Source organism: Pseudomonas sp. N-137, assembly GCF_034555295.1.
In the GTDB taxonomy this organism is placed as follows: Bacteria; Pseudomonadota; Gammaproteobacteria; order Pseudomonadales; family Pseudomonadaceae; genus Aquipseudomonas; species Aquipseudomonas rhizophila.
The window spans coordinates 729,598-754,739 of record NZ_JAXUDQ010000030.1 but is presented as its reverse complement, the minus strand read 5'-3'; the positions used below and the strand labels follow the sequence as shown (position 1 = coordinate 754,739).

The 25,142-nt window shown below is 59.9% G+C and carries 17 protein-coding genes; 6 read left to right on the top strand and 11 right to left on the bottom strand.

Translation table 11 applies throughout. From position 1 onward, the window contains the following. Positions 1–16: 16 nt before the first annotated feature. The 5 genes from hisC to mtnA form a co-directional block, all read right to left on the bottom strand. A complete protein-coding gene (hisC, locus tag T3A99_RS24565) occupies positions 17–1,129 on the bottom strand; it encodes a histidinol-phosphate transaminase (RefSeq protein WP_107322147.1) in 1,113 nt (370 codons plus the stop codon). 13 nt (positions 1,130–1,142) lie between these two features. Continuing rightward, the gene (gene pheA / locus T3A99_RS24560; RefSeq protein WP_003199233.1) at positions 1,143–2,237 is read right to left on the bottom strand and encodes a prephenate dehydratase; all 1,095 of its coding nucleotides are present in this window, start codon (positions 2,235–2,237) and stop codon (positions 1,143–1,145) included. Next, positions 2,237–3,322: a 3-phosphoserine/phosphohydroxythreonine transaminase gene (gene serC, locus T3A99_RS24555; protein WP_076385786.1), complete on the bottom strand. Its 1,086-nt coding sequence runs from the start codon at positions 3,320–3,322 to the stop codon at positions 2,237–2,239. Before serC ends, pheA begins: the two co-directional genes overlap by 1 nt. A gap of 233 nt (positions 3,323–3,555) precedes the next feature. After that, on the bottom strand, positions 3,556–6,219 hold the full coding sequence (gene gyrA / locus T3A99_RS24550) for a DNA gyrase subunit A (protein ID WP_047226307.1): 2,664 nt from the start codon (positions 6,217–6,219) through the stop codon (positions 3,556–3,558). 447 nt (positions 6,220–6,666) lie between these two features. Continuing rightward, complete coding sequence (gene mtnA, locus T3A99_RS24545) at positions 6,667–7,743, bottom strand: S-methyl-5-thioribose-1-phosphate isomerase (RefSeq protein WP_076385788.1); 1,077 nt, start codon at positions 7,741–7,743, stop codon at positions 6,667–6,669. 106 nt (positions 7,744–7,849) lie between these two features. Between mtnA and T3A99_RS24540 the strand changes: the two genes are divergently transcribed. The 5 genes from T3A99_RS24540 (at position 7,850) to T3A99_RS24520 (ending at position 12,857) form a co-directional block, all read left to right on the top strand. After that, entirely contained in the window at positions 7,850–9,181 is a 1,332-nt protein-coding gene (locus T3A99_RS24540) for a TRZ/ATZ family hydrolase (RefSeq protein ID WP_322834883.1), read from the top strand. A 61-nt stretch (positions 9,182–9,242) separates the two neighbouring features. Beyond that, the gene (gene ubiG / locus T3A99_RS24535) at positions 9,243–9,941 is read left to right on the top strand and encodes a bifunctional 2-polyprenyl-6-hydroxyphenol methylase/3-demethylubiquinol 3-O-methyltransferase UbiG (RefSeq protein WP_047226304.1); all 699 of its coding nucleotides are present in this window, start codon (positions 9,243–9,245) and stop codon (positions 9,939–9,941) included. A 4-nt stretch (positions 9,942–9,945) separates the two neighbouring features. Beyond that, complete coding sequence (gene mupP, locus T3A99_RS24530) at positions 9,946–10,617, top strand: N-acetylmuramic acid 6-phosphate phosphatase MupP (RefSeq protein WP_047226303.1); 672 nt, start codon at positions 9,946–9,948, stop codon at positions 10,615–10,617. A gap of 210 nt (positions 10,618–10,827) precedes the next feature. Continuing rightward, a complete protein-coding gene (locus T3A99_RS24525) occupies positions 10,828–11,568 on the top strand; it encodes a YciK family oxidoreductase (RefSeq protein ID WP_322834882.1) in 741 nt (246 codons plus the stop codon). Between the two features lie 362 nt (positions 11,569–11,930). After that, complete coding sequence (locus T3A99_RS24520; RefSeq protein ID WP_047226301.1) at positions 11,931–12,857, top strand: GGDEF domain-containing protein; 927 nt, start codon at positions 11,931–11,933, stop codon at positions 12,855–12,857. Between the two features lie 147 nt (positions 12,858–13,004). Here T3A99_RS24520 and T3A99_RS24515 read toward each other — a convergent pair whose 3' ends face one another. Next, positions 13,005–13,775 carry a TenA family transcriptional regulator gene (locus tag T3A99_RS24515; RefSeq protein ID WP_370695177.1) on the bottom strand — a complete coding sequence of 257 codons (771 nt, stop codon included), beginning with the start codon at positions 13,773–13,775 and terminating at the stop codon, positions 13,005–13,007. Between the two features lie 79 nt (positions 13,776–13,854). After that, positions 13,855–16,314: an EAL domain-containing protein gene (locus tag T3A99_RS24510; RefSeq protein ID WP_047226416.1), complete on the bottom strand. Its 2,460-nt coding sequence runs from the start codon at positions 16,312–16,314 to the stop codon at positions 13,855–13,857. Between the two features lie 301 nt (positions 16,315–16,615). Here T3A99_RS24510 and T3A99_RS24505 point away from each other — a divergent pair, with 301 nt between their 5' ends. Then, positions 16,616–21,280: a deaminase domain-containing protein gene (locus T3A99_RS24505; RefSeq protein ID WP_322834881.1), complete on the top strand. Its 4,665-nt coding sequence runs from the start codon at positions 16,616–16,618 to the stop codon at positions 21,278–21,280. A gap of 10 nt (positions 21,281–21,290) precedes the next feature. On the opposite strand, the gene T3A99_RS24500 is transcribed toward T3A99_RS24505, so the two are convergent. From T3A99_RS24500 to T3A99_RS24485, 4 genes are all read right to left on the bottom strand, one after another. Beyond that, complete coding sequence (locus tag T3A99_RS24500; RefSeq protein WP_047226298.1) at positions 21,291–23,108, bottom strand: ABC transporter ATP-binding protein; 1,818 nt, start codon at positions 23,106–23,108, stop codon at positions 21,291–21,293. Next, positions 23,101–23,703: a DsbA family protein gene (locus tag T3A99_RS24495; protein WP_171061403.1), complete on the bottom strand. Its 603-nt coding sequence runs from the start codon at positions 23,701–23,703 to the stop codon at positions 23,101–23,103. The genes T3A99_RS24500 and T3A99_RS24495 overlap by 8 nt, the downstream gene beginning before the upstream one ends. 36 nt (positions 23,704–23,739) lie before the next feature. Further along, positions 23,740–24,681 (bottom strand): rhodanese-related sulfurtransferase, encoded by a 942-nt coding sequence (locus T3A99_RS24490; protein WP_092397619.1) that lies wholly within the window; start codon positions 24,679–24,681, stop codon positions 23,740–23,742. A 151-nt stretch (positions 24,682–24,832) separates the two neighbouring features. Further along, on the bottom strand, positions 24,833–25,132 hold the full coding sequence (locus T3A99_RS24485; RefSeq protein WP_047226295.1) for a BolA family protein: 300 nt from the start codon (positions 25,130–25,132) through the stop codon (positions 24,833–24,835). Positions 25,133–25,142: the final 10 nt, after the last annotated feature.

Here is a 25,142-nt window from a genome sequence, read left to right as displayed (position 1 = left end):
TTGCAGTGAAGTGACATCAACCACGAGCCAGAACCTTGCTCAACGCCTCGAGAAAGCGGCTGTTTTCCGCTGGCAGGCCAATGGTGACGCGCAGGTGGTTCGGCATGCCGTAGTTAGCCACCGGACGCACGATCACACCCTCGCGCAGCAAGCCCTGGAACACCGGGGCTGCGACACGGCCCAGGTCGACGCAGATGAAGTTGCCTTTGGATGGAATCCAGCTCAGGCCCAACTCACGGAACCCGGCTTCCAACTGCTGCATGCCAGCCTCGTTCAGGCGGCGACTTTCGGCCAGGTAGGCGTCGTCCCCGAGCGCAGCACAGGCAGCGGCCAGGGCAAAGCTGTTGACGTTGAACGGCTGACGCACGCGGTTGAGCACATCGGCCACCACGGCGGTGGACAAGCCATAGCCAACCCGCAAAGACGCCAGGCCATAGGCCTTGGAGAACGTGCGCGAGACCAGCAGGTTCGGGTAGGCGGCGAGAAAATCCAGGCCATCGGGCAAATCGCTGCCTTCGGCGTATTCGATGTAGGCCTCATCCAGCACCACTAGCACGTGCTCGGGCACGTCCTGCAGGAAGTCGTCCAACGCCTGGGCGTCGAACCAGGTGCCGGTCGGGTTGTTTGGGTTGGCGATGAAGACGACCCGCGTGTTGGCGTCGATGGCCGCCAGCATGGCGGGCAGGTCGTGCCCCCAATCCTTGGCCGGCACCACATGGGCGTCGGCACCGACGGCCTGGGTGGCGATCGGGTAGACCGCAAACGCATGCTCGCTGAACACCGCGTTGAGGCCCGGCGCCAGGTAGGCACGCGCCACCAGCTCGAGAATGTCATTGGAACCGTTGCCCAGGGTGACCTGGCTCAACTCCACGCCACAGCGCTCGGCCAGCAGGCTTTTGAGGGCGAAACCGTTGCCGTCGGGATAACGGGTCAGCTCGGCCAGCTCGTCACGGATCGCTTCCAGCGCCTTGGGGCTCGCCCCCAAAGGGTTTTCGTTGCTTGCCAGCTTGACGATGCTGGCCGGGTCCAGATCCAGCTCACGGGCCAATTCGTCCACCGGCTTGCCTGGAACGTAAGGCGAGAGTTGTTGCACGCCTGGCTGAGCCAGAGCGAGGAAGTTGCCACTCATTAGCTATCCGCCCTTAAAGAACTGCTTTGGGGTAGGAACCCAGCACCTTGAGTGCCACTGCTTCCTGACTGATTTTTTCCAGCACACCTTTTACCAGTGGATCGCGGTGGTGGCCGACAAAATCGATGAAAAACACGTAGGTCCATTTACCGCTGCGCGACGGACGGGTCTCGATCCGTGTCAGATCGATGCCATTGTCATGGAACGGCACCAGCAGCTCATGGAGCGCGCCGGGCTTGTTGCTCATGGAGACGATGATCGACGTCTTGTCGTCGCCGGTCGGCGGCACTTCCTGGCTGCCAATCATCAGGAATCGCGTGGAGTTGTCCGGGCGATCCTCGATTTTTTCCGCCAGGCGGGTCAGGCCGTAGAGGCCGGCCGCCATGTCGCCGGCAATCGCCGCCGAGTTCCATTCACCCTTGACCCGCTTGGCCGCCTCGGCGTTGCTGGAGACCGCCACGCGCTCGACATTCGGGTAGTGGGCGTCCAGCCACTTGCGGCACTGGGCCAGTGACTGGGCGTGGGAGTAGATCCGGCTGATACTGTCGGTCTTGGTGTTCTCCCCCACCAGCAGGTGATGGTGGATGCGCAGCTCGACTTCGCCGCAGATCACCATGTCGTGCTCAAGGAAACTGTCCAGCGTGTGGTTGACCGCGCCTTCGGTGGAGTTTTCCACCGGCACCACGCCGAAGTTCACCGCGCCCGCCGCCACTTCACGGAAGACTTCGTCGATGGCCGCCATCGGCTTGCTGATCACGGCGTGGCCGAAATGCTTCATGGCGGCCGCCTGGGTGAAGGTGCCTTCAGGACCCAGGTAAGCGACTTTCAGAGGCTGCTCGAGGGCCAGGCACGAAGACATGATCTCGCGGAACAACCGCGCCATTTCTTCGTTGCCCAGAGGCCCCTTGTTGCGCTCCATGACACGCTTGAGTACCTGCGCTTCACGCTCCGGGCGATAGAACACCGGCACTTCGCCTTCGGCCAGGGAGGCCATTTTCACCCGCGCCACTTCCTGGGCGCAGCGCGCGCGCTCGCTGATCAGCTCCAGGACCTTTTCGTCCAGGGCATCGATGCGCAGGCGCAGCGCCTTGAGTTCTTGCTCAGACATCAACCATGTTCCTTCTCGAACTCTGCCATGTAGGAAATCAACGCATTGACCGCGTTGATATCGACGGCGTTGTAGATGGAAGCGCGCATGCCGCCGACCGAACGGTGACCCTTGAGGTTCAGCAGCCCGCGCTCGTCAGCACCGGCCAGGAACGGCTTATCGAGACGATCGTCGGCCAGGCGGAACGGTACGTTCATCCACGAACGATCGGTCTTGTTGATCGGGTTGCTGTAGAGGCCGCTGGCGTCAATGAAGTCATAGAGCGTGCGCTGCTTCACTTCGTTGAGCTTGCCGATGGCCTCGACACCGCCCTGTTCTTTCAGCCACTCGAATACCAGGCCGGACAGGTACCAGGCCAGGGTCGGCGGGGTGTTGTACATCGAGCCATTGTCGGCGGCGACCTTGTAGTTGAGCATGGTCGGGCACAAGGAACGGGCGCGTCCCAGCAGGTCTTCGCGAATGATGCTGACCAGGATGCCGCTGGGACCGATGTTCTTCTGGGCGCCGGCGTAGATCATGCCGAAACGGGAGATATCCACAGGGCGCGACAGGATGTCCGAAGACATGTCAGCCACCAATGGCACGTCGCCGGTTTCCGGAATCCAGTTGAATTCCAGGCCGCCGATGGTTTCGTTCGGCGCGTAATGAACGTAGGCCGCATCCTTGGACAGGTTCCACTCGTTCTGGCCGGGAATGGCGAAATAGTCGTAGGGCTTGGCCGTGGCCGCGACATTGACGTGGCCGTAGCGCGAGGCTTCTTCGATGGCTTTCTGCGACCAGATCCCGGTGTCGATGTAGTCGGCCTTACCGCTTTCGGGCAGCAGGTTCAGCGGGATCTGCGCAAACTGCTGGCTGGCGCCGCCCTGCAGGAACAGCACCTTGTAGTTGGAGGGGATGTTCAGCAGATCACGCAAGTCCTGCTCGGCCTTGGTGGCAATGGACACGAACTCATCGCTGCGATGGCTCATTTCCATGACGGACAGGCCCTTGCCATGCCAGTCGAGAAGTTCACCTTGGGCACGCTTCAGGACCGCTTCAGGAAGCGCCGCCGGGCCGGCACAGAAGTTATAGGCTCTCTTGCTCACATCCAATCTCGCTCTGATCTGGTGGTCACATCAATCTTCAATCAACACATGACCCAAATGTGGGAGCGAGCCTGCTCGCGATAGCGATGTAACAGTCAGCATCCATGTTGAATGTCAGTCCGTCATCGCGAGCAGGCTCGCTCCCACAGTTGCGCGTCATGTGCAGTGTCGCAAATTTTCAAACGGGACAAACAACAAGGGGGCGAATCTTCATCCGCCCCCTGCATGTCCGCTTAGTCCTGCGGTTCTTCTTCGTCTGCAGCAGCGTCGAGCGGTTGGTCGCCGGTCATGTCGTCAACGTCGGTAGCAAGAGTGCCGTCGAACGCCACGCCCTCCTCGCCTTCCAGCTCCTCGCCTTCGACTTCCGATGGCTCCTGCACGCGCTCAAGCCCGACCAGCGTTTCGTCGCTGGCCAGCTTGATCAGCGTCACACCCTGGGTGTTACGACCCAGGCTCGACACTTCGGCCACCCGCGTGCGCACCAAGGTGCCCTGGTCGGAGATCAACATGATCTCCTCGCCATCGAGCACCTGGACAGCGCCGACCAGACGACCGTTACGGTCGTTGCTGACCATGGCGATCACGCCCTGGCCGCCACGCTTGTACTCAGGGAATTCGCTGATGGCCGTGCGCTTGCCATAACCACGCGCCGAAGCGGTGAGGATCTGGCTGCCTTCTTCGGGGATCAGCATGGAAATCAGCTTCTGACCTTCCGGCAGGCGCATGCCGCGCACACCGCGGGCGGTACGGCCCATGGCGCGAACGTCGGATTCCTTGAAACGGGTAACCTTGCCGCCGTCGGAGAACAGCATGACCTCACGCTCACCGTCGGTGATGGCAGCGGAAATCAGCACGTCGCCCTCGTCCAACTCCAGGGCGATCAGGCCGACACTGCGCTGACGACTGAAGGATTCCAGCGGAGTCTTCTTCACGGTGCCCTTGGCGGTGGCCATGAAGATGTAGTGACCTTCGGTGTATTCCTCCACCGGCAGCATGGTAGTGATGTACTCATCGCTATCGAGCGGCAGCAGGTTGACCAGCGGACGACCACGGGCGGCACGGGACGCTTCGGGGATTTCGTAGGTCTTGAGCCAGTACACCTTGCCCTTGCTGGAGAACAGCAACAGCGTGGTGTGGCTGTTGGCAACCAGCAGGTGAGCGATGTAGTCCTCGTCCTTGACGCCTGTGGCCGACTTGCCTTTGCCGCCGCGACGCTGGGCCTGGTAGGCGGCCAACGGCTGGGTCTTGGCGTAGCCGCCGTGGGAAATGGTCACCACGCGCTCTTCTTCCGGGATCATGTCACCCAGGGTCAGGTCCAGGCGCGCATCGAGAATCTCGGTGCGGCGCACGTCGCCGTATTCGGCGCGGATCACTTCCAATTCTTCGCGGATCACTTCCATCAGGCGCGTGGCGCTGTTGAGGATGCGGATCAGCTCGCCGATCTGGTTGAGGATTTCCTGGTATTCAGCCAGCAGCTTCTCGTGTTCCAGGCCGGTCAGGCGGTGCAGACGCAGTTCCAGGATGGCTTGCGCCTGTTCCGGGGACAGGAAGTACTTGCCGTCGCGCAGGCCGTATTGCGGGTCGAGGTTTTCCGGACGGCACGAGTCGGCGCCGGCACGCTCGACCATCGCCACTACCGCGGTGGATTCCCAAGGCGTACTGATCAGCGCTTCCTTGGCTTCCGACGGGGTTGGCGAGGCCTTGATCAGAGCGATGACCGGGTCGATGTTCGACAGGGCAACGGCCTGGCCTTCGAGGATATGACCACGCTCGCGGGCCTTGCGCAGCTCGAACACGGTGCGGCGGGTGACCACTTCGCGACGGTGACGCACGAAGGCTTCCAGCAGATCCTTGAGGTTCAGGATCCTCGGACGGCCGTCGATCAGCGCCACGATGTTGATGCCGAACACCGCTTGCAGCTGGGTCTGGGCATAGAGGTTGTTGAGGATCACCTCGGGCACTTCGCCGCGACGCAGTTCGATCACGACGCGCATGCCGTCCTTGTCGGACTCGTCCCGCAGCTCGGTGATGCCTTCAAGCTTCTTCTCTTTCACCAGCTCGGCGATCTTCTCGATCAGACGGGCCTTGTTCAGCTGGTACGGGAGTTCGGTGATGACGATCTGCTGGCGACCACCGACCTTGTCGATGTCTTCGATGGTCGAGCGGGCGCGCATGTAAATGCGGCCGCGACCGGTGCGGTAGGCTTCGATGATACCGGCGCGACCGTTGATGATCGCAGCGGTCGGGAAGTCAGGACCAGGGATGTACTGCATCAACTCATCGACCGTCAGCTCGGGATTGTCGATGAGGGCCAGGCAACCGTCGATGACTTCACCGAGGTTGTGCGGCGGGATGTTGGTCGCCATGCCCACGGCGATACCGCTGGAGCCGTTGACCAGCAGGTTCGGGATACGGGTCGGCATGACCGCCGGGATCATTTCGGTGCCGTCGTAGTTCGGCACCCAGTCCACGGTTTCCTTATGCAGGTCGGCCAGCAGTTCGTGGGCCAGCTTGGTCATGCGCACTTCGGTATATCGCATGGCCGCGGCGTTGTCGCCGTCCACGGAACCAAAGTTGCCCTGGCCGTCTACCAGCAAGTAGCGCAGGGAGAATGGCTGGGCCATCCGGACGATGGTGTCGTACACGGCGGTGTCACCGTGGGGGTGATACTTACCGATCACGTCACCGACGACACGGGCTGATTTCTTGTACGGCTTGTTGAAGTCGTTGCCCAGCTCGCTCATCGCGAACAGCACGCGCCGGTGCACGGGCTTCAAGCCATCGCGCGCATCCGGCAGCGCCCGCCCGACGATTACGCTCATTGCGTAGTCGAGGTAGGACTGTTTCAGCTCGTCTTCGATATTGACCGGGAGGATTTCTTTGGCCAGTTCGCCCATGAGAAGCCTGATTCCTTTTTCTGGTGAAACCTCGTCACATCCAGATGGGACGAACGAAGCTCGCCGCTGCAGAACAAGTGCCATGCAGCGACTTACGACAAATCAACGAGTTATGCCATGGATCTGCGCAGTAAAGGCCACCTCGTGAGGCAGCCCTGGAAACCGCCGGATGTTATCACAAGAGCCGCCACGCACCTATCCCCCTGATGCGCATGGAGCATAGTTAGTTGACCGGTGACAGGCTGATATGGGACGAGAGGGGCTTAGAGGCTTGCCGAAAGCAGATTTGAGGTTCAATTCAGGCTCATTTGCTGACTTTCAAGGCCTCATCGCGAGCGGGCTCGCTCCCACGGGGGATCTGTGTATGCCGAAGATTCCGGCCACAACACCGATCCAATGTGGGAGCGAGCCCGCTCGCGATAGGGGCCGATCCGACACTCAAAGCCTTCAGTGCAACCGCTTGCGACACATCAACTGCGCCATCTTCGCCGTATCAGGGCGCTCGACGATACCTTTCTCGGTGACAATGGCGTCGATCAGGTCCGCCGGGGTAACGTCGAACACCGGGTTGAAGGCATCCACCTCCGCCCCGACCCGCTTGCCGCCAACCTCGAGCAGTTCGCGCCCGTCGCGCTCTTCAATCGGAATGTCTTCGCCGCTGGCCAGGTTCATGTCGATGGTCGAACTCGGCGCCACCACCATGAAGCGCACGCCATGGTGCATGGCGCAGACCGCCAGTTGATAGGTGCCGATCTTGTTCGCCACGTCGCCATTGGCCGTGATGCGGTCGGCGCCGACGATGACCCAGGTCACGCCCTTGGTCTTCATGATGTGGGCGGCGGCGGAATCGGCATTGAGGGTCACCGGGATGCCTTCATTGGCCAACTCCCACGCGGTGAGGCGCGAGCCTTGCAGCCACGGACGGGTTTCGTCGGCGTAGACGCGCTCGACCATGCCTTCGATGAACGCGCCCCGGATCACGCCCAGGGCCGTGCCAAAACCGCCGGTGGCCAGGGCGCCGGTATTGCAATGGGTCAGGATGGCCTGGGCGTTGCCCTGATGCTTGCGGATCAGGTCGACACCCAACTGAGCCATGGTCAGGTTGGCTTCGCGGTCGCTTTCATGGATTGCGATGGCTTCGGCCTCAAGGGCCGCCAGCGGTTCGGCATGCTCTTTCAAGCGCCCCAGCCGGTCGCGCATCCGGTCAAGCGCCCAAAACAGGTTCACCGCCGTCGGCCGCGAGTCGGCCAGCAGGGCAAAATCAGCTTCCAGCGCCGTCTGCCAGTCCCCGCCCTCGGCCACCCGCGCCCGCGCTGCCAACACCACGCCATAGGCCGCACTGATGCCGATGGCCGGCGCGCCCCGCACCACCATCGAGCGAATGGCCTCGGCCACGCCGGCCGCCGAGGTATAGGCGATCCAGGTTTCCTCGAACGGCAAAATACGCTGATCCAACAGATAGAGGGCGCCATCACGCCAATCGATGGCCTTCACCTTCTCCGCAGCCAACAGTCGATCGCGCATCCCACACCCCGCACTCATGAACAAAAGCCGCCGATTATAGCGATCCCTCCGCGAAGACGCTCGGGTATACTTCGCCATCCTTTATACGCCATGGAACCGTTCCACGATGCCCAAGCCTGCCGTTGCGCTCGACTTATTACTGCTGCCGACCTGGTTGGTGCCTGTCGAACCCGCCGGTGTCGTGCTCAAGGATCATGGCCTGGGCATCCGCGACGGCTGCATTGTGTTCATCGGTCCAAGGGCAGAAGCCCTGAAGTGTGACTCAGCCCAGGTCCGCGAACTGCCGGGCATGCTCCTGAGCCCCGGATTGATCAACGCCCACGGCCATGCGGCGATGACCCTGTTCCGCGGGCTGGCCGACGACCTGCCCTTGATGACCTGGCTTGAACAACACATCTGGCCGGCCGAGGGCAAATGGGTCGACGAAGATTTTGTTCGCGACGGCACTGACCTGGCGATCGCCGAGCAGCTCAAGGGCGGCATCACGTGTTTCTCGGACATGTATTTCTACCCCAAGGTTGCCAGCGAGCGTGTGCACAACAGCGGTATCCGCGCACAAATCGCCATTCCGATCCTCGATTTTCCGATCCCCGGTGCCGCCAGCGCCGACGATGCCATTCGTCAGGGCATCGAATTGTTTGGCGACCTCAAGCATCATCCACGGATCAAAGTGGCATTCGGCCCCCATGCGCCCTACACCGTCGGCGACGAGAACCTGGAAAAAATCCGGGTGATCGCCGAAGAACTGGACGCGGCCATTCATATGCATGTTCACGAAACCGCCTTCGAAGTACAGCAGGCTGTGGATAACACCGGTGAGCGACCCATGGCCCGGCTTGGGCGACTGGGCCTGCTGGGGCCACGCTTTCAGGCGGTGCACATGACTCAGGTCAGCGATGAAGATCAGGCGTTGCTGGTAGAAAGCAACTGTAGCGTGATCCACTGCCCGGAATCGAACATGAAGCTGGCCAGCGGGTTCTGCCCGGTGGAGCGCTTGTGGCAGGCCGGGGTCAATGTCGCGGTCGGCACTGACGGGGCGGCGAGCAACAACGATCTGGACCTGTTGGGCGAGACGCGTACCGCCGCATTGCTGGCCAAGGCCGTCGCCAGTTCGGCCACGGCCCTGGACGCCCACCGGGCGTTGCGCATGGCCACGCTCAATGGCGCCCGGGCGCTGGGCATCGAAGCGACGGTCGGCTCGCTGGAAGTCGGCAAGGCCGCCGACCTGGTGGCCTTTGACTTGTCGGGACTGGCCCAGCAGCCGGTCTATGACCCGGTGTCGCAACTGATCTACGCCACCGGTCGCGACTGCGTGAAACATCTGTGGGTGGCCGGCAAGCCCTTGCTTGAGGACGGCCGCCTGACCCGCCTGGACGAATCGCAGCTCAGTGCCACGGCACAGGCATGGGGTCGTCGCATCAGCGGCCACAACGAATAACCAGGCCCCTTGAGCCACGGCTCGGGCCCTACGATTTTTCAAGTTTTTCGAGGATCTGCACATGAGCAACGTCGACCACGCTGAAATCGCCAAATTCGAAGCCCTGGCCCATCGCTGGTGGGACCGTGAAAGCGAATTCAAACCGCTGCACGATATCAACCCGCTGCGGGTCAACTGGATTGACGAGCGAGTCAGCCTGGCTGGCAAGAAGGTGCTCGATGTCGGCTGCGGCGGCGGCATCCTCAGCGAAGCCATGGCCCAGCGCGGAGCGACGGTGATGGGCATCGACATGGGCGAAGCACCGCTGGCGGTTGCGCAACTGCATCAACTGGAATCCGGCGTCAGCGTGGAATACCGGCAGACCACCGCCGAAGCCCTGGCCGAGGAAATGCCCGAGCAGTTCGATGTGGTCACTTGCCTGGAAATGCTTGAACACGTACCGGATCCATCATCAGTCATCCGCGCGTGCTTTCGCATGGTCAAGCCCGGTGGCCAGGTGTTCTTCTCCACCATCAACCGCAATCCGAAGGCCTACCTGTTCGCCATCATCGGCGCCGAATACATCATGAAGCTGTTGCCACGTGGCACTCACGACTTCAAGAAATTCATCCGGCCTTCGGAGCTGGGGGCCTGGAGCCGCATGGCCGGGCTGACCGTCAAGGACATCATCGGCCTGACGTACAACCCGCTGACCAAGCACTACAAGCTGGCCGCCGACGTTGATGTCAACTACATGATCCAGACCTTGCGCGAGGAGTAAGTCGATGCGTCTCAAAGCGGTTCTCTTCGACATGGACGGCACGCTGCTCGACACCGCGCCGGACTTCATCGCCATCTGCCAGGCCATGCGTGCCGACCGTGGCCTGCCACCGATGAACACGCAGCATATTCGCGACGAAATTTCCGGCGGCGCCCGGGCGATGGTCGCGGTGACCTTCTCCATGGACCCGGAGTCGCCGGGTTTCGAGGAACTGCGCCAGGAATTCCTCGACCGCTACCTCAAGGGCTGCGCGGTGCACAGCCACCTGTTTGACGGCATGGCCCAGGTGCTGGCCGACATTGAGGCCGCCAACCTGATCTGGGGGGTGGTCACCAACAAACCGGTGCGCTTTGCCGAGCCGATCATGCAGCAGCTAGGCCTGGCCGAACGCTCGAAAGTGCTGATCTGCCCCGACCATGTAAAGAACAGCAAGCCGGACCCCGAACCGCTGACTCTGGCGTGCAAGATGCTCGACCTGGATCCGGCCAGCGTATTGTTCGTGGGCGACGACCTGCGGGACATCGAGTCTGGCCGCAGCGCCGGCACCAGGACCTGCGCGGTGACCTACGGCTACATTCACCCGGACGACAACCCGAACCATTGGGGCGCGGATGTGGTGATCGATCACCCCTCGGCGCTGCGTGAAGTGCTGGATAACGCGCTGTGCAGTTGCTGAGCTGACCGTACTCACTGTTGTCGATGCTTTTGTGGCGAGGGGATTTATCCCCGCTGAGGCGCGAAGCGCCTCTCCTACAGCATCAGGCCAAGCTGCAAAAACTTGGGGCTGCTTCGCAGCCCAGCGGGGATAAATCCCCTCGCCACAGATCAATCCCTTCGCCACACGTGCGCATCACCACGCATTTGTTCTGTTTCGTGAGGTTTTTTTATGTTTGAGTATTCCGCCCGCCCCGACCTGCTCAATGGCCGGGTCATCCTGGTCACCGGCGCTGGTCGCGGCATCGGCGCCGCAGCCGCCAAGGCCTATGCCGCCCACGGCGCTACGGTATTGCTGCTGGGCAAGACCGAAGCCAACCTGACCCAGGTCTACGATGAAATCGAAGCGACCGGGCATCCACAGCCGGTGGTAATCCCGTTCAACCTCGAAACCGCCCTGCCCCATCAGTACGATGAACTGGCGGCGATGATTGAAACCGAATTCGGCCATCTGGACGGCCTGCTGCACAACGCCTCGATCATCGGCCCGCGTACGCCGCTGGAGCAGTTGTCCGGCGAGAACTTCATGCGGGTGATGCAGGTGAACGTCAACGCCATGTTCATGCTCACCAGCACCTTGCTGCCGCTGCTCAAGCTGTCCAAGGACGCGTCCGTGGTGTTCACCTCCAGCAGCGTCGGGCGTAAGGGACGGGCTTACTGGGGGGCTTATGGTGTCTCCAAGTTTGCCACCGAGGGGCTGATGCAAACCCTGGCCGACGAAGTCGAGACCGTCGCACCCATGCGCGCCAACAGCATCAACCCCGGCGCCACCCGCACCAGCATGCGCGCCCAGGCCTATCCGGGGGAAAACCCGCTCAACAACCCTACGCCTGAAGAAATCATGCCGGTCTACCTGTACCTCATGGGGCCGGATAGCACAGGCGTCAACGGTCAGGCGTTCAACGCCCAATAATTGTTCACCTTCGCGTCGCGTCGGTTTACCGTCGCGACGTCCCTGCGCCCGATACGTAGCCAGGCGAACCGCCAAGTCCATGTCGCCCCATGCCGACGACGCGCTCGCCGTTTGTAGTCAATACATTGATTTACAATCGGTTTTTATTCTACTGAACCGAATGGCACGACTTTCGCTCTAAAGATCCTCAAACACGCCATGTTCGGCGGGTAATGGATGTTGAGATGAGACTTATGCCTGCCAGGTAAAGCGGACTAAACTCAAATCAGATGTCCTACGGGACTGAAGGACCAGTACGACGCGCCGCCCAAAGCCGCCTCACCCAACCTGTCAGGACAGATTTGCTTAGGGGCTCACGCCATATGAAAACGCCAACCCAGATCAACGCGATTGATTTCGACAGCGCCAAACTGCAGCGCCTGGGCTTTGGCCAGCCGTCACCGCTGGTGGCACGCTCTGTCAATCTTTCGCAGTTGCGTCAGCAGCTGAGCCAGCAATTGCAGACCAGCCTGGAGCCGCAACGGATCCTGGGGCTGTTTTTTCGTGAGGTTCAGCGGCTGGTGCCGCTGGACGCGCTGATCTACCGCCACAGCCCCAGCGATCTGCGCCTGGAGCTGGGGCAACGCGGGCATCACACCCTCACCTACAACCTCAGCCATGAAAGCGAGTACTTGGGCGAGCTGGTGTTTCGCCGCAATCAACGCTTCACCGAGACCGAACAAGCCGACCTTGAGTCTGTGTTGTCGACGCTGCTGTTTCCGTTGCGCAATGCTCTGCTCTACCGCGCCGCGACCCAAAGCGCCCTGCGTGACCCACTGACCGGCACCGGCAACCGCATCGCCATGGACCAGACGCTGATCCGTGAAATTGATATGGCCAAGCGTCATTTGCAACCGCTGTCACTGTTGATGCTGGACATCGATCATTTCAAGCGCGTCAACGACAGTCATGGGCACGGTATCGGCGATGAGGTGTTGAAGGGCGTAGCCGAGGCCATCAAGAATCAGCTGCGCAATGTGGACATGGTGTTCAGGTTCGGCGGCGAAGAATTCCTGATTCTGCTCTCGAACACCAGCCGGGACGCCGCGGCCTTGGTCGGAGAACGACTGCGTCATGCCGCCCAGGCGCAGGATTATTTTGCCGCAGGTACGCGGATCGAACTGACGGTGAGCCTGGGTTGCGCGACGTTGCTGCCGGGTGAGTCAGTCGAAAGCCTGCTGCGCAGGGCCGACAACGCGTTGTACGTGGCCAAGCGCGAGGGCCGCAACCGGCTGGCGATGGCGGGTTGAAAACCAGCAATGACAGATTCTGTGAACACCGTCGAAAAATGTGGGAGCGAGCCTGCTCGCGATGGCGATCAGGCAATCAACCTCCCCGTTGACTGTCCTGACCCCTTCGCGAGCACGCTCGCTCCCACCTGGGTTGGCTATCGGGTATCAGCTCCCGGCCAACGCCAGGCGCTCACGGGTCGATGAGGTTTTCCCCACCGATTCCGATTGCTCCAGTTGCATGCAGCGCTCCAGGAAGAGGTACATGTAGTCGTAGCTCTTGCAGACAGCCTGGCGCAGTTCGATCTGCAAGGCCTTGCTGGGGTTCATGCCCGCCAGGGTGCAGATGATTTCCAGGGCTTCCCAGGGATGGGCATCATCGTACTGGGCGTGCATCTTCAGCCACTTCATGGCTCGCTTGCGGTCTTCCTCGGCGAAAGCCGCCGCGTAGATACCACTGGAACACACCAGTGCCGACCACTCCCCGGTTGCCCCCTCGATGGCATAGTTGGTCGCGGCGATGGCCACGATCAGCGAGTCAGAAGAACTCGTATGCCAGCACCAGTGGCTCAGCGCATGGAGTTCGGGTGGCACTTGCTGCGCTTGCAGATCTTCCAGGGTCACGCCATGGGCGGCGCTCCAGTTGACCCAGTAATCGGCATGGTTGAGTTCGACACGAATGTTGCGCATCAGCCAGCGACGCGCCATGTCCTCGCCGGGATGGCGGGCAAAGCGTGTCTTGGTGAGGTTCTGTGCCATGTATAAGGCGAACTGTTCAACGACCGGCCAACCACCAATAAGGTAGTGGCGCATGGTCTTGGCACTGAGCTTGTTATCGCGCATGCGTTGATACAGCTCGTGTTCGACAACCCGGCGCTTGCTCTCGCTGCAATCGGTAATGAGCTGTTGTGCCCATTTCGGATAGCTTGTGGCGTCCATGAGCGGGCCTGTTCGGTTGAATGTGTCGATCACTGTCGGGCTCCTTTTGATTGTGATTTTTTCCGGATCAACAAGAGGTTCAGCGGAACGTGCCGGGGGCCTTGAATAACAGCGGCTGCGGCCGGGCCGGCCTGCATTGCAACGTATCACAGGTAAACAACTGCGGGCGTTCAATCACATACCCTTGAGCGTAGTCCACCCCAATCTCCAGCAACGCCTGCTCGATCTGGGTAGTTTCAACAAACTCGGCAATCGTGCGCTTACCCATGACGTGGCCGATGTGATTGATCACCTCGACCATTGCACGGTTAATCGGGTCGTCCAGCATATCCTTTACGAAACTCCCGTCGATCTTCAGGAAGTCTACAGGTAAATGTTTCAGGTAAGCGAATGAAGACATTCCGGCACAAAAGTCATCGAGCGAAAAGTAACAACCCAAGCTCTTGAGTTCATTGATAAAGCGGATGGCGCTGCCCAAATTCGAAATAGCACTGGTCTCGGTTATTTCAAAACAAATCATTTCTGGTGGAATCGAGTAGGCCGCGAACTGTTTACGCAGGAAATCAAGGAATGCCTGATCTCCGATAGTTGTGCCTGACAGATTAATCGCACACATGGCCATCGGTCCCTGTCGCGAATCGTTCAGGCACTGGCGGATGATCTTGAAGACGTTTTCCACCACCCAGCGATCCAGGGAAGTCATCAAGCCATAGCGTTCTGCTGCGGGAATGAAACTGTCCGGCAGAATCATCCTTCCGGCTTCATCATGCAGGCGCAACAGGATCTCGATATGCCCGCCGCCATGGTCGCCCGGACCCAGCGCGGCGATTTCCTGGGCATAAAGACAGAAGCGATTCTCCTCCAGGGCCATGTGCAAGCGCTGGACCCAAGCCATCTCGCCAAAGCGCAGGGACAGCTCCGAGTCGTCGGCGTGATAGACCTGGACGCGGTTGCGGCCCTTTTCCTTGGCCATGTAACAGGCCATATCGGCGGCACGCAGGGACGCCTCCAGCGTCGTCGGGCTTTGAGCGATATGCACCAGACCGATGCTCACGGTGGTCACGAATGGCCGGCCCTTCCAGACAAAATGCAGGTTCTGTACGGTCTGGCGCAGCCCTTCGGCGATCTTTTCCGCGGCCTCCGGCGAGCAGTTCTCCAGCAAGATACCGAACTCATCGCCCCCCAGTCGGGCCAGGGTGTCGTTTTCCCGCAGCCCCGATTGCAACAGTGCGCATATATGCCGCAACAGTTCGTCACCCGCCGCATGACCACAGGTGTCATTGACCAGCTTGAATTGGTCCAGGTCGAGGAACATCAATGCATGGCGCCCCACCTGGCGCGTCAGATTGTGCAGGGCTTGCTCAAGGCGATATTCAAATTCCCGGCGATTGGCCAGGCCGGTCAGCGCATCATGGGTGGCTTGCCACGACAGGTTGGCGATGTATTGGCGTTCCTGGGTCATGTCGTGCAACACCAGCACCGCTCCGCTGACCTTGCCGGCATGGCGGATCGGCGCGCCTACGAGCGTGACGGACACAGTGCTGCCATCCAGGCGCTGGATCAGTTTGGAATGCTCGCTGCCGCCACCGAGCCGGCCGCTGAGAATATGTTCGATCAGGGTCAGGCCTTCACTCTGGGCGTTGTCATCGAGCAAATTGAACAGGGCGGCCAGAGGCAGTCCCGTGGCGTGCTCGGCCTTCCAGTGAGTCATCGCTTCGGCGGCGGGATTCATGTAGGCAATTGCCCCTTCCACATCGGTGGTGATCACGCCATCGCCAATGGACTGCAAGGTGATCTGCGCCCGCTCCTTTTCCAGTTGCAGGGCATTGGCGAAGACCTGCCGCTGGGCCAGCAGTTTATGCGTGCGCAACAGCGCCAGCACGATCAACCCCAGTGCGGTGGCGAAGTTGGTCACCAGCAACAGGCGCAGGATGAAGCGCGACCCCTCCCCCAGCGCATCGCTGAAAGCTTTGGCTGCCGGGGTGACGGAATCGTTGATGGCAAAGATTTTCGCCTTCCAGCCGCGAATATCTGCCTCAGAAGCCTGACCTGCGGTAATCCGGCTGTGCATCTGGCGGGCGACGTCATCCAGTTCAATCAGGTAGCCGTCGCCCACCGTCCAGAGATCGATAGCCTCTTCCAGGTAACTGAAGTGTCGAAAATTCAGGTAGAGCCAGATCAGACTGGACACGTCGTCCGGGTGGTTGCCGCCCTTGAGGATTCCCGCCCGTGCAGCCTCCAGATCCGGCGGCTGACGGTCCAAGGCCACCCGCAGCTCATGCCCGCCCTCAGGTACGGCGATGGCCCGCTGGTACTTTTGAAAGATTGTTTCGTCGCGACTGTCGGCATAAAGATTGAGGTAGTAAATGGCGTCTTTCTGACCCTTGGACCAAAGGCTTTCTCCCGCCACGTAGCCGCGCACCGCAGACAACACGTAAAGACTGACACCCCCCAACAATGCCTGAAACAGGACGACGGCGATAAAAGGCCAGACGATGCCCAACAACCGGGGGGTTCCGAGAGTCCGCGCTTGAGTCATGAGATCCCTTGCATAGGCGTAGGCGATCAGCATTCAGACCGCTCATTCCCGCAAGACTAGGAGGCGTAGCAGCTCCCCGCAAGAGGCCGGACACTATTTGACACCCCATGCCCCTGGATGCCTGAGACAACAGCGGTGATAAAGCCCTGGTAATTGCCAAACGCCGTTACAACTTTCCTGCACCCCATACATATCTACCACCCCGGGTTTGCCTGGACTGTTTTGATACGGAACTTCTCTAGACCTTGCACTTTATCGAGGCGCGTAGAGAAACGTTCGTTAATCACCAGGAAACCTCCATATGCAATCTACCGCCGCCTCCGGCCTTTCAACGAGTCTGAGCCCGACACCCTCTTATGCCGAGAAACATCAGGGTTTGCTGGGCGATTACGAGGCCATGCTATCGCTCGTTCGAAACCATCAGATACCGCTGCAGACGTTGGCCGACAGCCTGGTCAAGCCCAGGCTTTGTTCACCCATGGCGTTGGAAAATGAAACCGGACAACGAGCACTGCACACGCTCATCCAGGATAAAAACTATCAGGCGCTGTGCAAAACGCTGAGCGCCCCTCATTACCACTTGATAGTCACTTTAAAAGACGGCAAAGCCCTCTACGAGACACTGTCAAGGAACAGAGAAACCACCATTCAGATTCCACTGAACAACGCCCCCTCTTGGAACGGGCTGCGTGCAAAGATTGAAAAAACTGCTCGACTATTAGGCGGGCAAATTCGTTTCGACGGCCAAGTAACATTTGCACGAATGACCTGGTTTTACGGTATTACCCCATGCAATCGGCAAAACACCGAGCAACGCAACGCCACGATGAATGCGCTGGAAGAGAAACGCGCTCACCACACGCTGGGGCTTGGACATGGAATAAACATCGACGCCCTGAGCCCCCACACTGAGAACCTGATCACTGACACAGTGCGTCAATTCCTGCCTACGCCGCACACCCCATTGCTGGCCTACCTGGGCGCTTCGGATATCGACACATTGACGACGACGCAAATCCGGGCGAAGCCTTCGGCGTATCTGGAGGCTATTCTGCAATCGACGAACGCCCGGAAACTGGCAACCAGGTTATTGCAAGTGCTGGGCTGGTTTGGCGGCAGACCCGGTGAGGACACGGCTGCAGGGATATGCACCAAGCTGCTCGCCCACGCCATTCGTCTTTGGCTTGAAAACGAGCAAAACGAGAGCCCGGACAGTATCGCCGGTTACCCGTGGCAACGTTCGTCCAACTGGGGGAAAAGCTATGGGCAGATTCGGGCCGAGTTCGAGGCGCATCTGCTGTCTTCAAAACGCGCCGCGTCAGTGAACGAATCCATTCTGCTCGCGCGTCTTTATCAATCCTTGTTCCCGCCGCACTTCCAGATTCACGATATACCGTCGCAACTGCCTTACCGAAGCTCCACCGTCTGGGTAAATTTTGCTCATGGTGTGGGTCTTGCTGACGCGATCGACCCGACGTTGCTGCAAAGACTGAGTTTCCAGCAACTGGTCGACTTCCCTGGCCAATACGCCAGTGAAGCCACGGCTGATGACCTGAAACTGGTCACCCTGACCAGATTGAAACCCATGCTGGAATGGGCCGTGACAAACGGCCTGGTTGCCCATAAGGCCGACGGGCACTACACCCTGCAGGACATACAGACTGCTGCAGAAAAGCTCGACTTCACCATCGATAGCATGACCCGGGCGGTCAACTGGCTGGATAGCCGCCCCCCCGAGAGGCTGAACATCGCCAGGCTTAAAATGGCGAAGCTCTTCGCAGACGGCCGGTTCGTGACGGATGGCAGGAAGCTGGTGAAGGAGGCCAGCACTTACGCCGCCCCCGTGACTCGGCTCAGCGGCCCCCTCGCAAGACTCGCCCCCCAAACCTACACATTCGTGGATGTGTATGCAGCCGGCCAACTCACTGAGCATAAATGGTTCGTCACCCGGCCCGATGGAAAAGTCATCACCGATGTCTGGTTCAAGATCGACCACGATACGACCCTACAGACTAACTTTGCCGGGCCCGGCTTTAGCGCTATTGCCCAGCAGGACAGGAAGCTCCCCGATATCGAGCAAACGTTCAAAACCCATTTCGACATCTACCTCAGCTTCATCAGAAGTTCCTATCGCACGTTGATCACCCACCTGCTCGCATCCCTACCCCTGGCTGATCGCCAAGCCCTGGAGTACGGCGTGACAAAGGTCTACACCCTCAGAAAAGAAACCACGGGCATTGAAGCAAACAATGAATCCGAAGATAAGACGCTGCCCCTGCGCGCGCGTAATGGCTTCATTCTGGAAACGACGAGCCAGCGCAAAACCTCGTACTACGAACTGCTCCCGCGGGCTGGGGTGATCCGCCCACGACCGGATATTCAGCCACACCATATTGGCGCAGAGCGCAAAATCGAAAAGTGGAGAATCAGCCGCGGCTCGGCAGTGAGTGTGGATGTTCTTCGCCATAAAACCCTTCCGTTCGATTGGGATGCCCACGTAAAAGGCACCCTCCCCGGCGCTCACAAAGAATGCCAAGCCATCCTGGACCCACTTGGCGGCACGTTCGGCGAATCGAACAATAGCGACGCCAACCACACTCTACCGCGGACATTGGAGTCGAAAGTCACCCTGGACCTGGCCCGGTACATTTGCGAGAAGCTGCTTTTCGTTGACGAAAAACAGCTCTACGACAGTTGTTATGGCGAAACCGAATTCGACCGTCAAAAGGCCAGGCGTGAAAAAAACCTGGAAATCCTCAAAATGTTTGTGCCCTTCTGGGGCAGTATCGAAGACTTGGCTTCGGGGGACCGTGATCGCCTGGTGAGTGGAGCCTTTGGCCTGTTCACAGATTTTGTTGCATTCGCCCGACCCATGGGCAAGTTTGCGTCAGGCTCGCTGAAGTTGGTCAGCGCCGCGGGCAAGTTGAGCATTGGCAAAGCACTGCCCGCCTTTGCAACGCTGACAGGTAGTTTGCTCAACGCCACCCTGAACCCGCTCGACGGCATTGCGTCCTTGCTACGGGCAGGCAGCCAGAGCGTGTACAGGTTCAGTAAAAAGGGCTATCTGAGTCTCAAGACGTTGTCCGGGCGCGCCGGCCAATACGATTTCGTCCAAGGCATGGCCCAAGCCACGGACCCGGGCCGCTGGCGTCCACTGACAATGAATGACCAGTTGAGCACTGTGCGCGGAGTTGACGATGTTCCTGTGCGCAACACCACAGCCACAGGCAGCGCCGATTACCGTTTGATTGACCCTTTATCGTCCAGGCCTTACGGCCCTGGGCTGGGTGCTGACGTGTCACCGGGCCGCTCCCACTTCAACACACGGGCGCAAACCGACACCGAGACCCTCGTTGAGTTACCGGAAAATGCCCGGGTACTAGAAGTGCTTGAAGCCGATGGCAGCCGCCTCTTCTATGTGGATGGCGTGCCCTATCGTTTGAAGGCCGGAACCCTGCGTCGCATCAGCCACCCGGATGACAGTCCACCCTTCAGGAAACTGGCGTGCCGTGTTCGTCGTGCGCCGGATGAGGTGTGCAAAACCAGGTATGTAGTGCAAGACAAACCTGCCGAGCGCCCACCCGCCGGAGAATTCAGCACTGAGTTAAGCTGGGCGCCCTGGTTTGGTGACGCAACGTTCTATCCCTCCACGCCCAAGCATCCCAACGATCGCGCCCTGCTCGCCTTCGAAGGGAAAATCTATGAACTCAAGGACGGCAAGCTCAACACCTACAAAGGCAAACCGCAATGGATCGGTCTCTCCAGCAGAGTCCCCATCCCCAGAGAAACCATTACGGCGACCCTGGAATTTCAAACCGGTCTGTACGGTGGCATCAAAGTAACCGGTTCGGCAGAAAAAATTGACGATATCCATCAAACCGGCGCGCTCATCATTCCCTCGATCGATGAGCAGTTCACGTACATATTCACCCGCTTGAACACGGATGATTATTACATGACCAGATTGCTCTCCACTGAGAGTGTCGAGTCTGCTCTGAGCCTGAAAAGGCTTGGCCCAAGCGACCTGACGCCCGGCTCTTTGGGAGAAGAGCTGCAACGGGTTTATATCGGTTCGTTGAACGCCAACAACGCCGCGCGAATCTACGGCAGAGACCAGGTCGAACGGGCACTGGACAAGATCGATGAAATTTCGATACCCATTGGCGCACCGAGCCATCCACCCTCCAATATGAAGTGGTTGAAAGTCAGTACCTACCCCGCCGAGGCGGTGTTATTCGATCGTCGCACCAGAATGATTGTCTCTGATTTGCCTAACGGAGCAGCCGTGTGGCAACCCACCACGCAAGCGCCCGAAGCCATACAAAAATCAACCGCAAGCATCTTCAACGCGCTTTTTACATCGCCGGCCATTGCCGGCCCGTCTCAATCCACCACCCGAGCGGTGACCATCAATGACGCCATGCGAGAACTGCAAAAAACCCTTCCGACTAAAAATCAAAAGAACATAGCTTTTGCCCACGTCATCACGGCATCCGGAAACAACGAAATATATGTCAGTGTTTCCGGAATCGAGGACTACACCCGGCACCTGCCGCTGTTCAAATCCCACAGTGGCTATACGCAAGTCAACGTCAAAGAGGCCACTTACTTCAATGTTGATGGCATCAGGAACGCGATTGACCCTGCCTCCCTCACTCTGAGCGCCGATGGAAAATTGCTCGCTATCCCCCATCTGATGGATGCTCCGGGCACCTCGGACAGGCTCAGTCGAGTGACCTCTGCGGACAGCGAAAGCAAACTGATTGCCTACATCAGCGAAAAGTATCCAAACCCTGAAGACATCAAGTCGATCACGCTTGCCACCACCCTGCCTCCTTGCGAATCCTGCGCGATTGTCATGAAGGAGTTCGGTCATGAGCGCGGAGCCGCTGCGTTGAACGTCATCTGGGGACAGCGCCGTAAGCGTCCGGCAACTGAAATGAGCTCTTCAACCGAATCCGATTGATCCCTGGCGATCAATGCTGCTGCAGATGCCCGTAGAGCTTGGCGTATAAACCACCGTCAGCAATCAGTTGCTGATGGTCGCCATCCTCGGCGATTTGTCCGCCGTCGAACACCAGCACGCGGTCGGCCTGCTTCACGGCCGACAACCGGTGCGCGATGATCAAGGTGGTCCGGTTGCTCAAGAACCGCGCCAGCGCCTGATGCAGGTTGTACTCGGTGGCGGCGTCCAGCGCCGACGTCGCCTCGTCGAGGATCACCACCTTGGGCTCGGCCAGCACCATCCGGGCAATGGCCAGGCGCTGGCGCTGGCCGCCGGACAGACGCACGCCGGAACGGCCGACGATGCTGTCCAGACCGTTGGGCAAACTTATGATCGTCTGGTGCAGTTGGGCGATTTCCAGTGCCTGCCAGCAGGCCTCATCCGTGCGCTCGCGGCCCATGGTCAGGTTGGCCCGTACCGTGTCGTTGAACAGCGCGGGATGCTGCAGGACCACGGCAACATTGTCGCGCACGGTTTCCAGGCCGATTTCCTGCTGAGTCGAACCACCGAAACGGATAGTCCCGGCCAGCGGCGTGTACAGCCCCAACAGCAACTGGACCAAGGTACTTTTGCCACCCCCGCTGGCCCCGACAATCGCGACTTTCTCACCGGGGGCAATCGACAGGTTCATCTGGTTCAGCACCAGTTCGTCGCCGTAGCCGAAACTCAGCCCCTGAACTTCGATACCCACGGTGGCACGCCCCTGGAACGGGTTAACACTGCCGGTGTATTGCGGTTCGTCGGCACGGGCCAACAACTCGTTGATCCGCGACAATGCGCCCCCGGCGGCATAAAACGCGTACTGCAGATTGAGCAGTTGCTCCACCGGTCCGATCATGAACCACAGGTAGCTGAACACCGCCAGCATCTGGCCGATGGAGAGGTCGGAGAACAGTACGGTGAGCATCGCCGCTGCGCGGAAAATATCGATACCAAACTGAAACAGCAAACCGCTGGCGCGGTTCGAGGCATCGGTTTTCCACTGTGAACTCACTGCGTAATCACGGACCTCCCTGGCCCGTGTCCCCAATCGACCCAGGAAATAACCCTGGCGGTTACCGGCACGCACCTCCTGGATGGCATCCAGGGTTTCGGTCAGGGCCTGGGTGAAGCGCGAGGTGCTGTCATTCTCCAGCTTCTTGAGGTGCTTGACCCGTTTGCCCAACTGGACCGTGGCGTAGATCACTAACGGGTTGAACAACAGGATCAGCAGCGCCAGTTGCCAGTGCATCCACACCAGAATGCCGGCAGTGCCCACCAGTGTCAGCATCGCCACCAGGAAACGACTGAGGGTTTCGCCGACGAATTTGTCCAGGGTGTCCAGGTCGGTGACCAGGTGTGTGGTCACGGTACCGCTGCCCAGGCTTTCGTACTCGCCCAGGGAAATACGTTTGAGCCGTTCGATCAATCGGACGCGAATGCGATAGACGATGTCCTTGGCCAGCCTGGCGAACAATCGCGCCTGCAGCACGTTGAACAGCAAAGCGCCGCATCGCAGGACCAGGGTCACCACCAGCATCAGGCCAATATAACCGGCCGCGCTTTGCCAGCCGCTGGGCAACGCATGGTTCATGACCTTCAATGCCGCGTCGCCCTGGCCCAGCAGCACTTCGTCCACTAAAAGCGGCAGTAGCAGCGGGATCGGTACGCTGCACAGCGTCGCCAGCACGGCCACGCCGTTGGCGATCCACAGGGCTTTCTTGTGTTTAAGGGCCAGACGGCGGATTTCTGCCCAGCTCAAGCGGTCGACGCGCTGCCCAGGGGATGCGTCATCCGCCCGGTCAGGCACAGGCCGCGCGCTCCAGCCAGCGGCCCAACAGCGGAGACAACTGGCTCAGGGGCTGGTAGCCGTTGGTAAGCAAGGCCAATTGACCGTCACGCTCGGCCAGCAGCGTAGGAAAACCCGCGATGCCAAGATCCTGCACCCAGGTGAAATCCGCAGCAGTGGCCGCATGTTGCTCGGCGCGGTCAAAGGCTGCGGCGAACTCGATGCGTGGCAGTCCAGCCTGTTCGGCCAGTTCCACCAGGACGCTGGCGTGGGTCACATCACGACCCTCGACATAAAACGCCTGCTGGATCAGCTTCAACAGCTTCCAGGCCAGGTCCGGCGCCAGGCCACGGGCCGTCACCAGTGCCCGGCAGGCCGGTTCGGTGTCATAGACAAAACCGTCCGGCAGCGCCCCTTCAAGCTTGAACGTCTGGCCGGTGGCCTGGGTGACGGCCTGCCAATGCTCGAGGATGTAGCGTCGGGTGGTCGGCTCCAGGGCCGAACCGCTGCCGGTGCGCAAACCGCCCACCACCAGGTGCAGTTCTACCCCGGCGGCCTGCGCCTGCTCGACCAGTGCCTCGGCAACCGGCGCAAAACCCCAGCACCAGGAACACATCGGGTCCATCACATAGAGCAGGCGTGGCGCCATGGTTCAAGCCTCGGAAGGTGATTGCTTATAGTTGTAGCCGATCGGATGCGGCATGTTGCGGGCCTTGGCCAGTTCGATCTGCTTTTGCCGGTCGATGGCGCTGCGCCGGGTCTTCTCGCTCAGCTTGTCCCAGCAATGCGGGCAACTGATGCCTGGCACGTAGTGCTCCGAAGCGCGGTCTTCTACGCTCACCGGTGTACGACAGGCATGGCATTGATCGTAGTCGCCTTCGCTAAGGTCATGGCGGACGGTCACGCGGTTATCGAACACGAAGCAGTCGCCGCGCCATTTGGTTTCTTCCTGAGGCACCTCTTCGAGGTACTTCAGGATGCCGCCCTTGAGGTGATAGACCTCGTCGAAACCCTGGCCGAGCATGTAGCTGGAAGCTTTTTCGCAGCGAATGCCACCGGTGCAGAACATCGCGACTTTCTTGTGCCTGGCCGGGTCGAAGTTGGCTTTGATGTACTCGGGGAACTCGCGAAAGCTGGTGGTCTTGGGGTCGATCGCGCCTTCAAAGGTGCCGATGGACACTTCGTAGTCGTTGCGCGTGTCGATCAGCAAGACTTCCGGATCGCTGATCAGTGCGTTCCAGTCCTGCGGTTCGACATAAGTGCCAACCTGTTTGTTGGGATCCACGCCTTCGACGCCGAGGGTGACGATTTCCTTCTTGAGCTTGACCTTGGTGCGATAGAACGGCTGCTCATCGCAGTACGACTCCTTGTGGTCGATGTCGATCATGCGCGGGTCGTTCTTGAGCCAGGCCAGCAATCCGTCGATGCCTTCGCGAGTGCCGGAAACGGTGCCGTTGATGCCTTCTTCGGCGATCAGCAGCGTGCCTTTGATGCCGTTGTCGAGCATGGCCTTGAGCAATGGCTCACGCAGCTCGACGTAATCTTCAAGGGTGACGAACTTATACAGTGCCGCCACGACAATGGATGGTGTCATGGGTATTTCTCCAGGTGGCTACCCTCGCAAAGGGTGAACCGGATGCGAAAAAAAAACGCGCCCCGTGAGGCGCGTTGCGGATTCTAACAAAAAACAGAGGGGTTGCAGGAGTGCAGCGACAACAGCCACAACAGCAGCCATTCTCTGCAGATCAGTGCTTGCTGCCACCGGCACAAGTCGGCGAAGCCGGGGCTGTATCGATCTGCGCCCATTCCTCGGGGGTATAGGTGTGCAGCGCCAACGCATGGAACTCACCCATCAGCTCGCCCAGCGTGCCGTAGACCTTCTGATGACGCTTGACGCGATTGAGCCCCTCGAACTGGTGGCTGACCACCACGGCCTTGAAGTGGGTCTGTAACCCACGGCTGTGCATGTGGCTTTCATCCAGCACTTGCAGGTGCTCGGGCTGCAACAGCCCGAGCGTCGATTCGATGCGTTGTTGCATGCTCATACCGGGCTCC

Excerpts from the sequence above, each read along its gene's own strand:
- T3A99_RS24510 (WP_047226416.1), bottom strand. The coding sequence starts at position 16,314 with ATGACTCAAGCGCGGACTCTCGGAACCCCCCGGTTGTTGGGCATCGTC.
- T3A99_RS24485 (WP_047226295.1), bottom strand. The coding sequence starts at position 25,132 with ATGAGCATGCAACAACGCATCGAATCGACGCTCGGGCTGTTGCAGCCC.
- T3A99_RS24515 (WP_370695177.1), bottom strand. The coding sequence starts at position 13,775 with ATGGACGCCACAAGCTATCCGAAATGGGCACAACAGCTCATTACCGAT.
- T3A99_RS24505 (WP_322834881.1), top strand. The coding sequence starts at position 16,616 with ATGCAATCTACCGCCGCCTCCGGCCTTTCAACGAGTCTGAGCCCGACA.
- T3A99_RS24540 (WP_322834883.1), top strand. The coding sequence starts at position 7,850 with ATGCCCAAGCCTGCCGTTGCGCTCGACTTATTACTGCTGCCGACCTGG.
- ubiG (WP_047226304.1), top strand. The coding sequence starts at position 9,243 with ATGAGCAACGTCGACCACGCTGAAATCGCCAAATTCGAAGCCCTGGCC.
- T3A99_RS24520 (WP_047226301.1), top strand. The coding sequence starts at position 11,931 with ATGAAAACGCCAACCCAGATCAACGCGATTGATTTCGACAGCGCCAAA.
- T3A99_RS24490 (WP_092397619.1), bottom strand. The coding sequence starts at position 24,681 with ATGACACCATCCATTGTCGTGGCGGCACTGTATAAGTTCGTCACCCTT.
- T3A99_RS24495 (WP_171061403.1), bottom strand. The coding sequence starts at position 23,703 with ATGTGTTCCTGGTGCTGGGGTTTTGCGCCGGTTGCCGAGGCACTGGTC.
- mtnA (WP_076385788.1), bottom strand. The coding sequence starts at position 7,743 with ATGCGCGATCGACTGTTGGCTGCGGAGAAGGTGAAGGCCATCGATTGG.
- gyrA (WP_047226307.1), bottom strand. The coding sequence starts at position 6,219 with ATGGGCGAACTGGCCAAAGAAATCCTCCCGGTCAATATCGAAGACGAG.
- mupP (WP_047226303.1), top strand. The coding sequence starts at position 9,946 with ATGCGTCTCAAAGCGGTTCTCTTCGACATGGACGGCACGCTGCTCGAC.
- pheA (WP_003199233.1), bottom strand. The coding sequence starts at position 2,237 with ATGTCTGAGCAAGAACTCAAGGCGCTGCGCCTGCGCATCGATGCCCTG.
- T3A99_RS24525 (WP_322834882.1), top strand. The coding sequence starts at position 10,828 with ATGTTTGAGTATTCCGCCCGCCCCGACCTGCTCAATGGCCGGGTCATC.
- hisC (WP_107322147.1), bottom strand. The coding sequence starts at position 1,129 with ATGAGTGGCAACTTCCTCGCTCTGGCTCAGCCAGGCGTGCAACAACTC.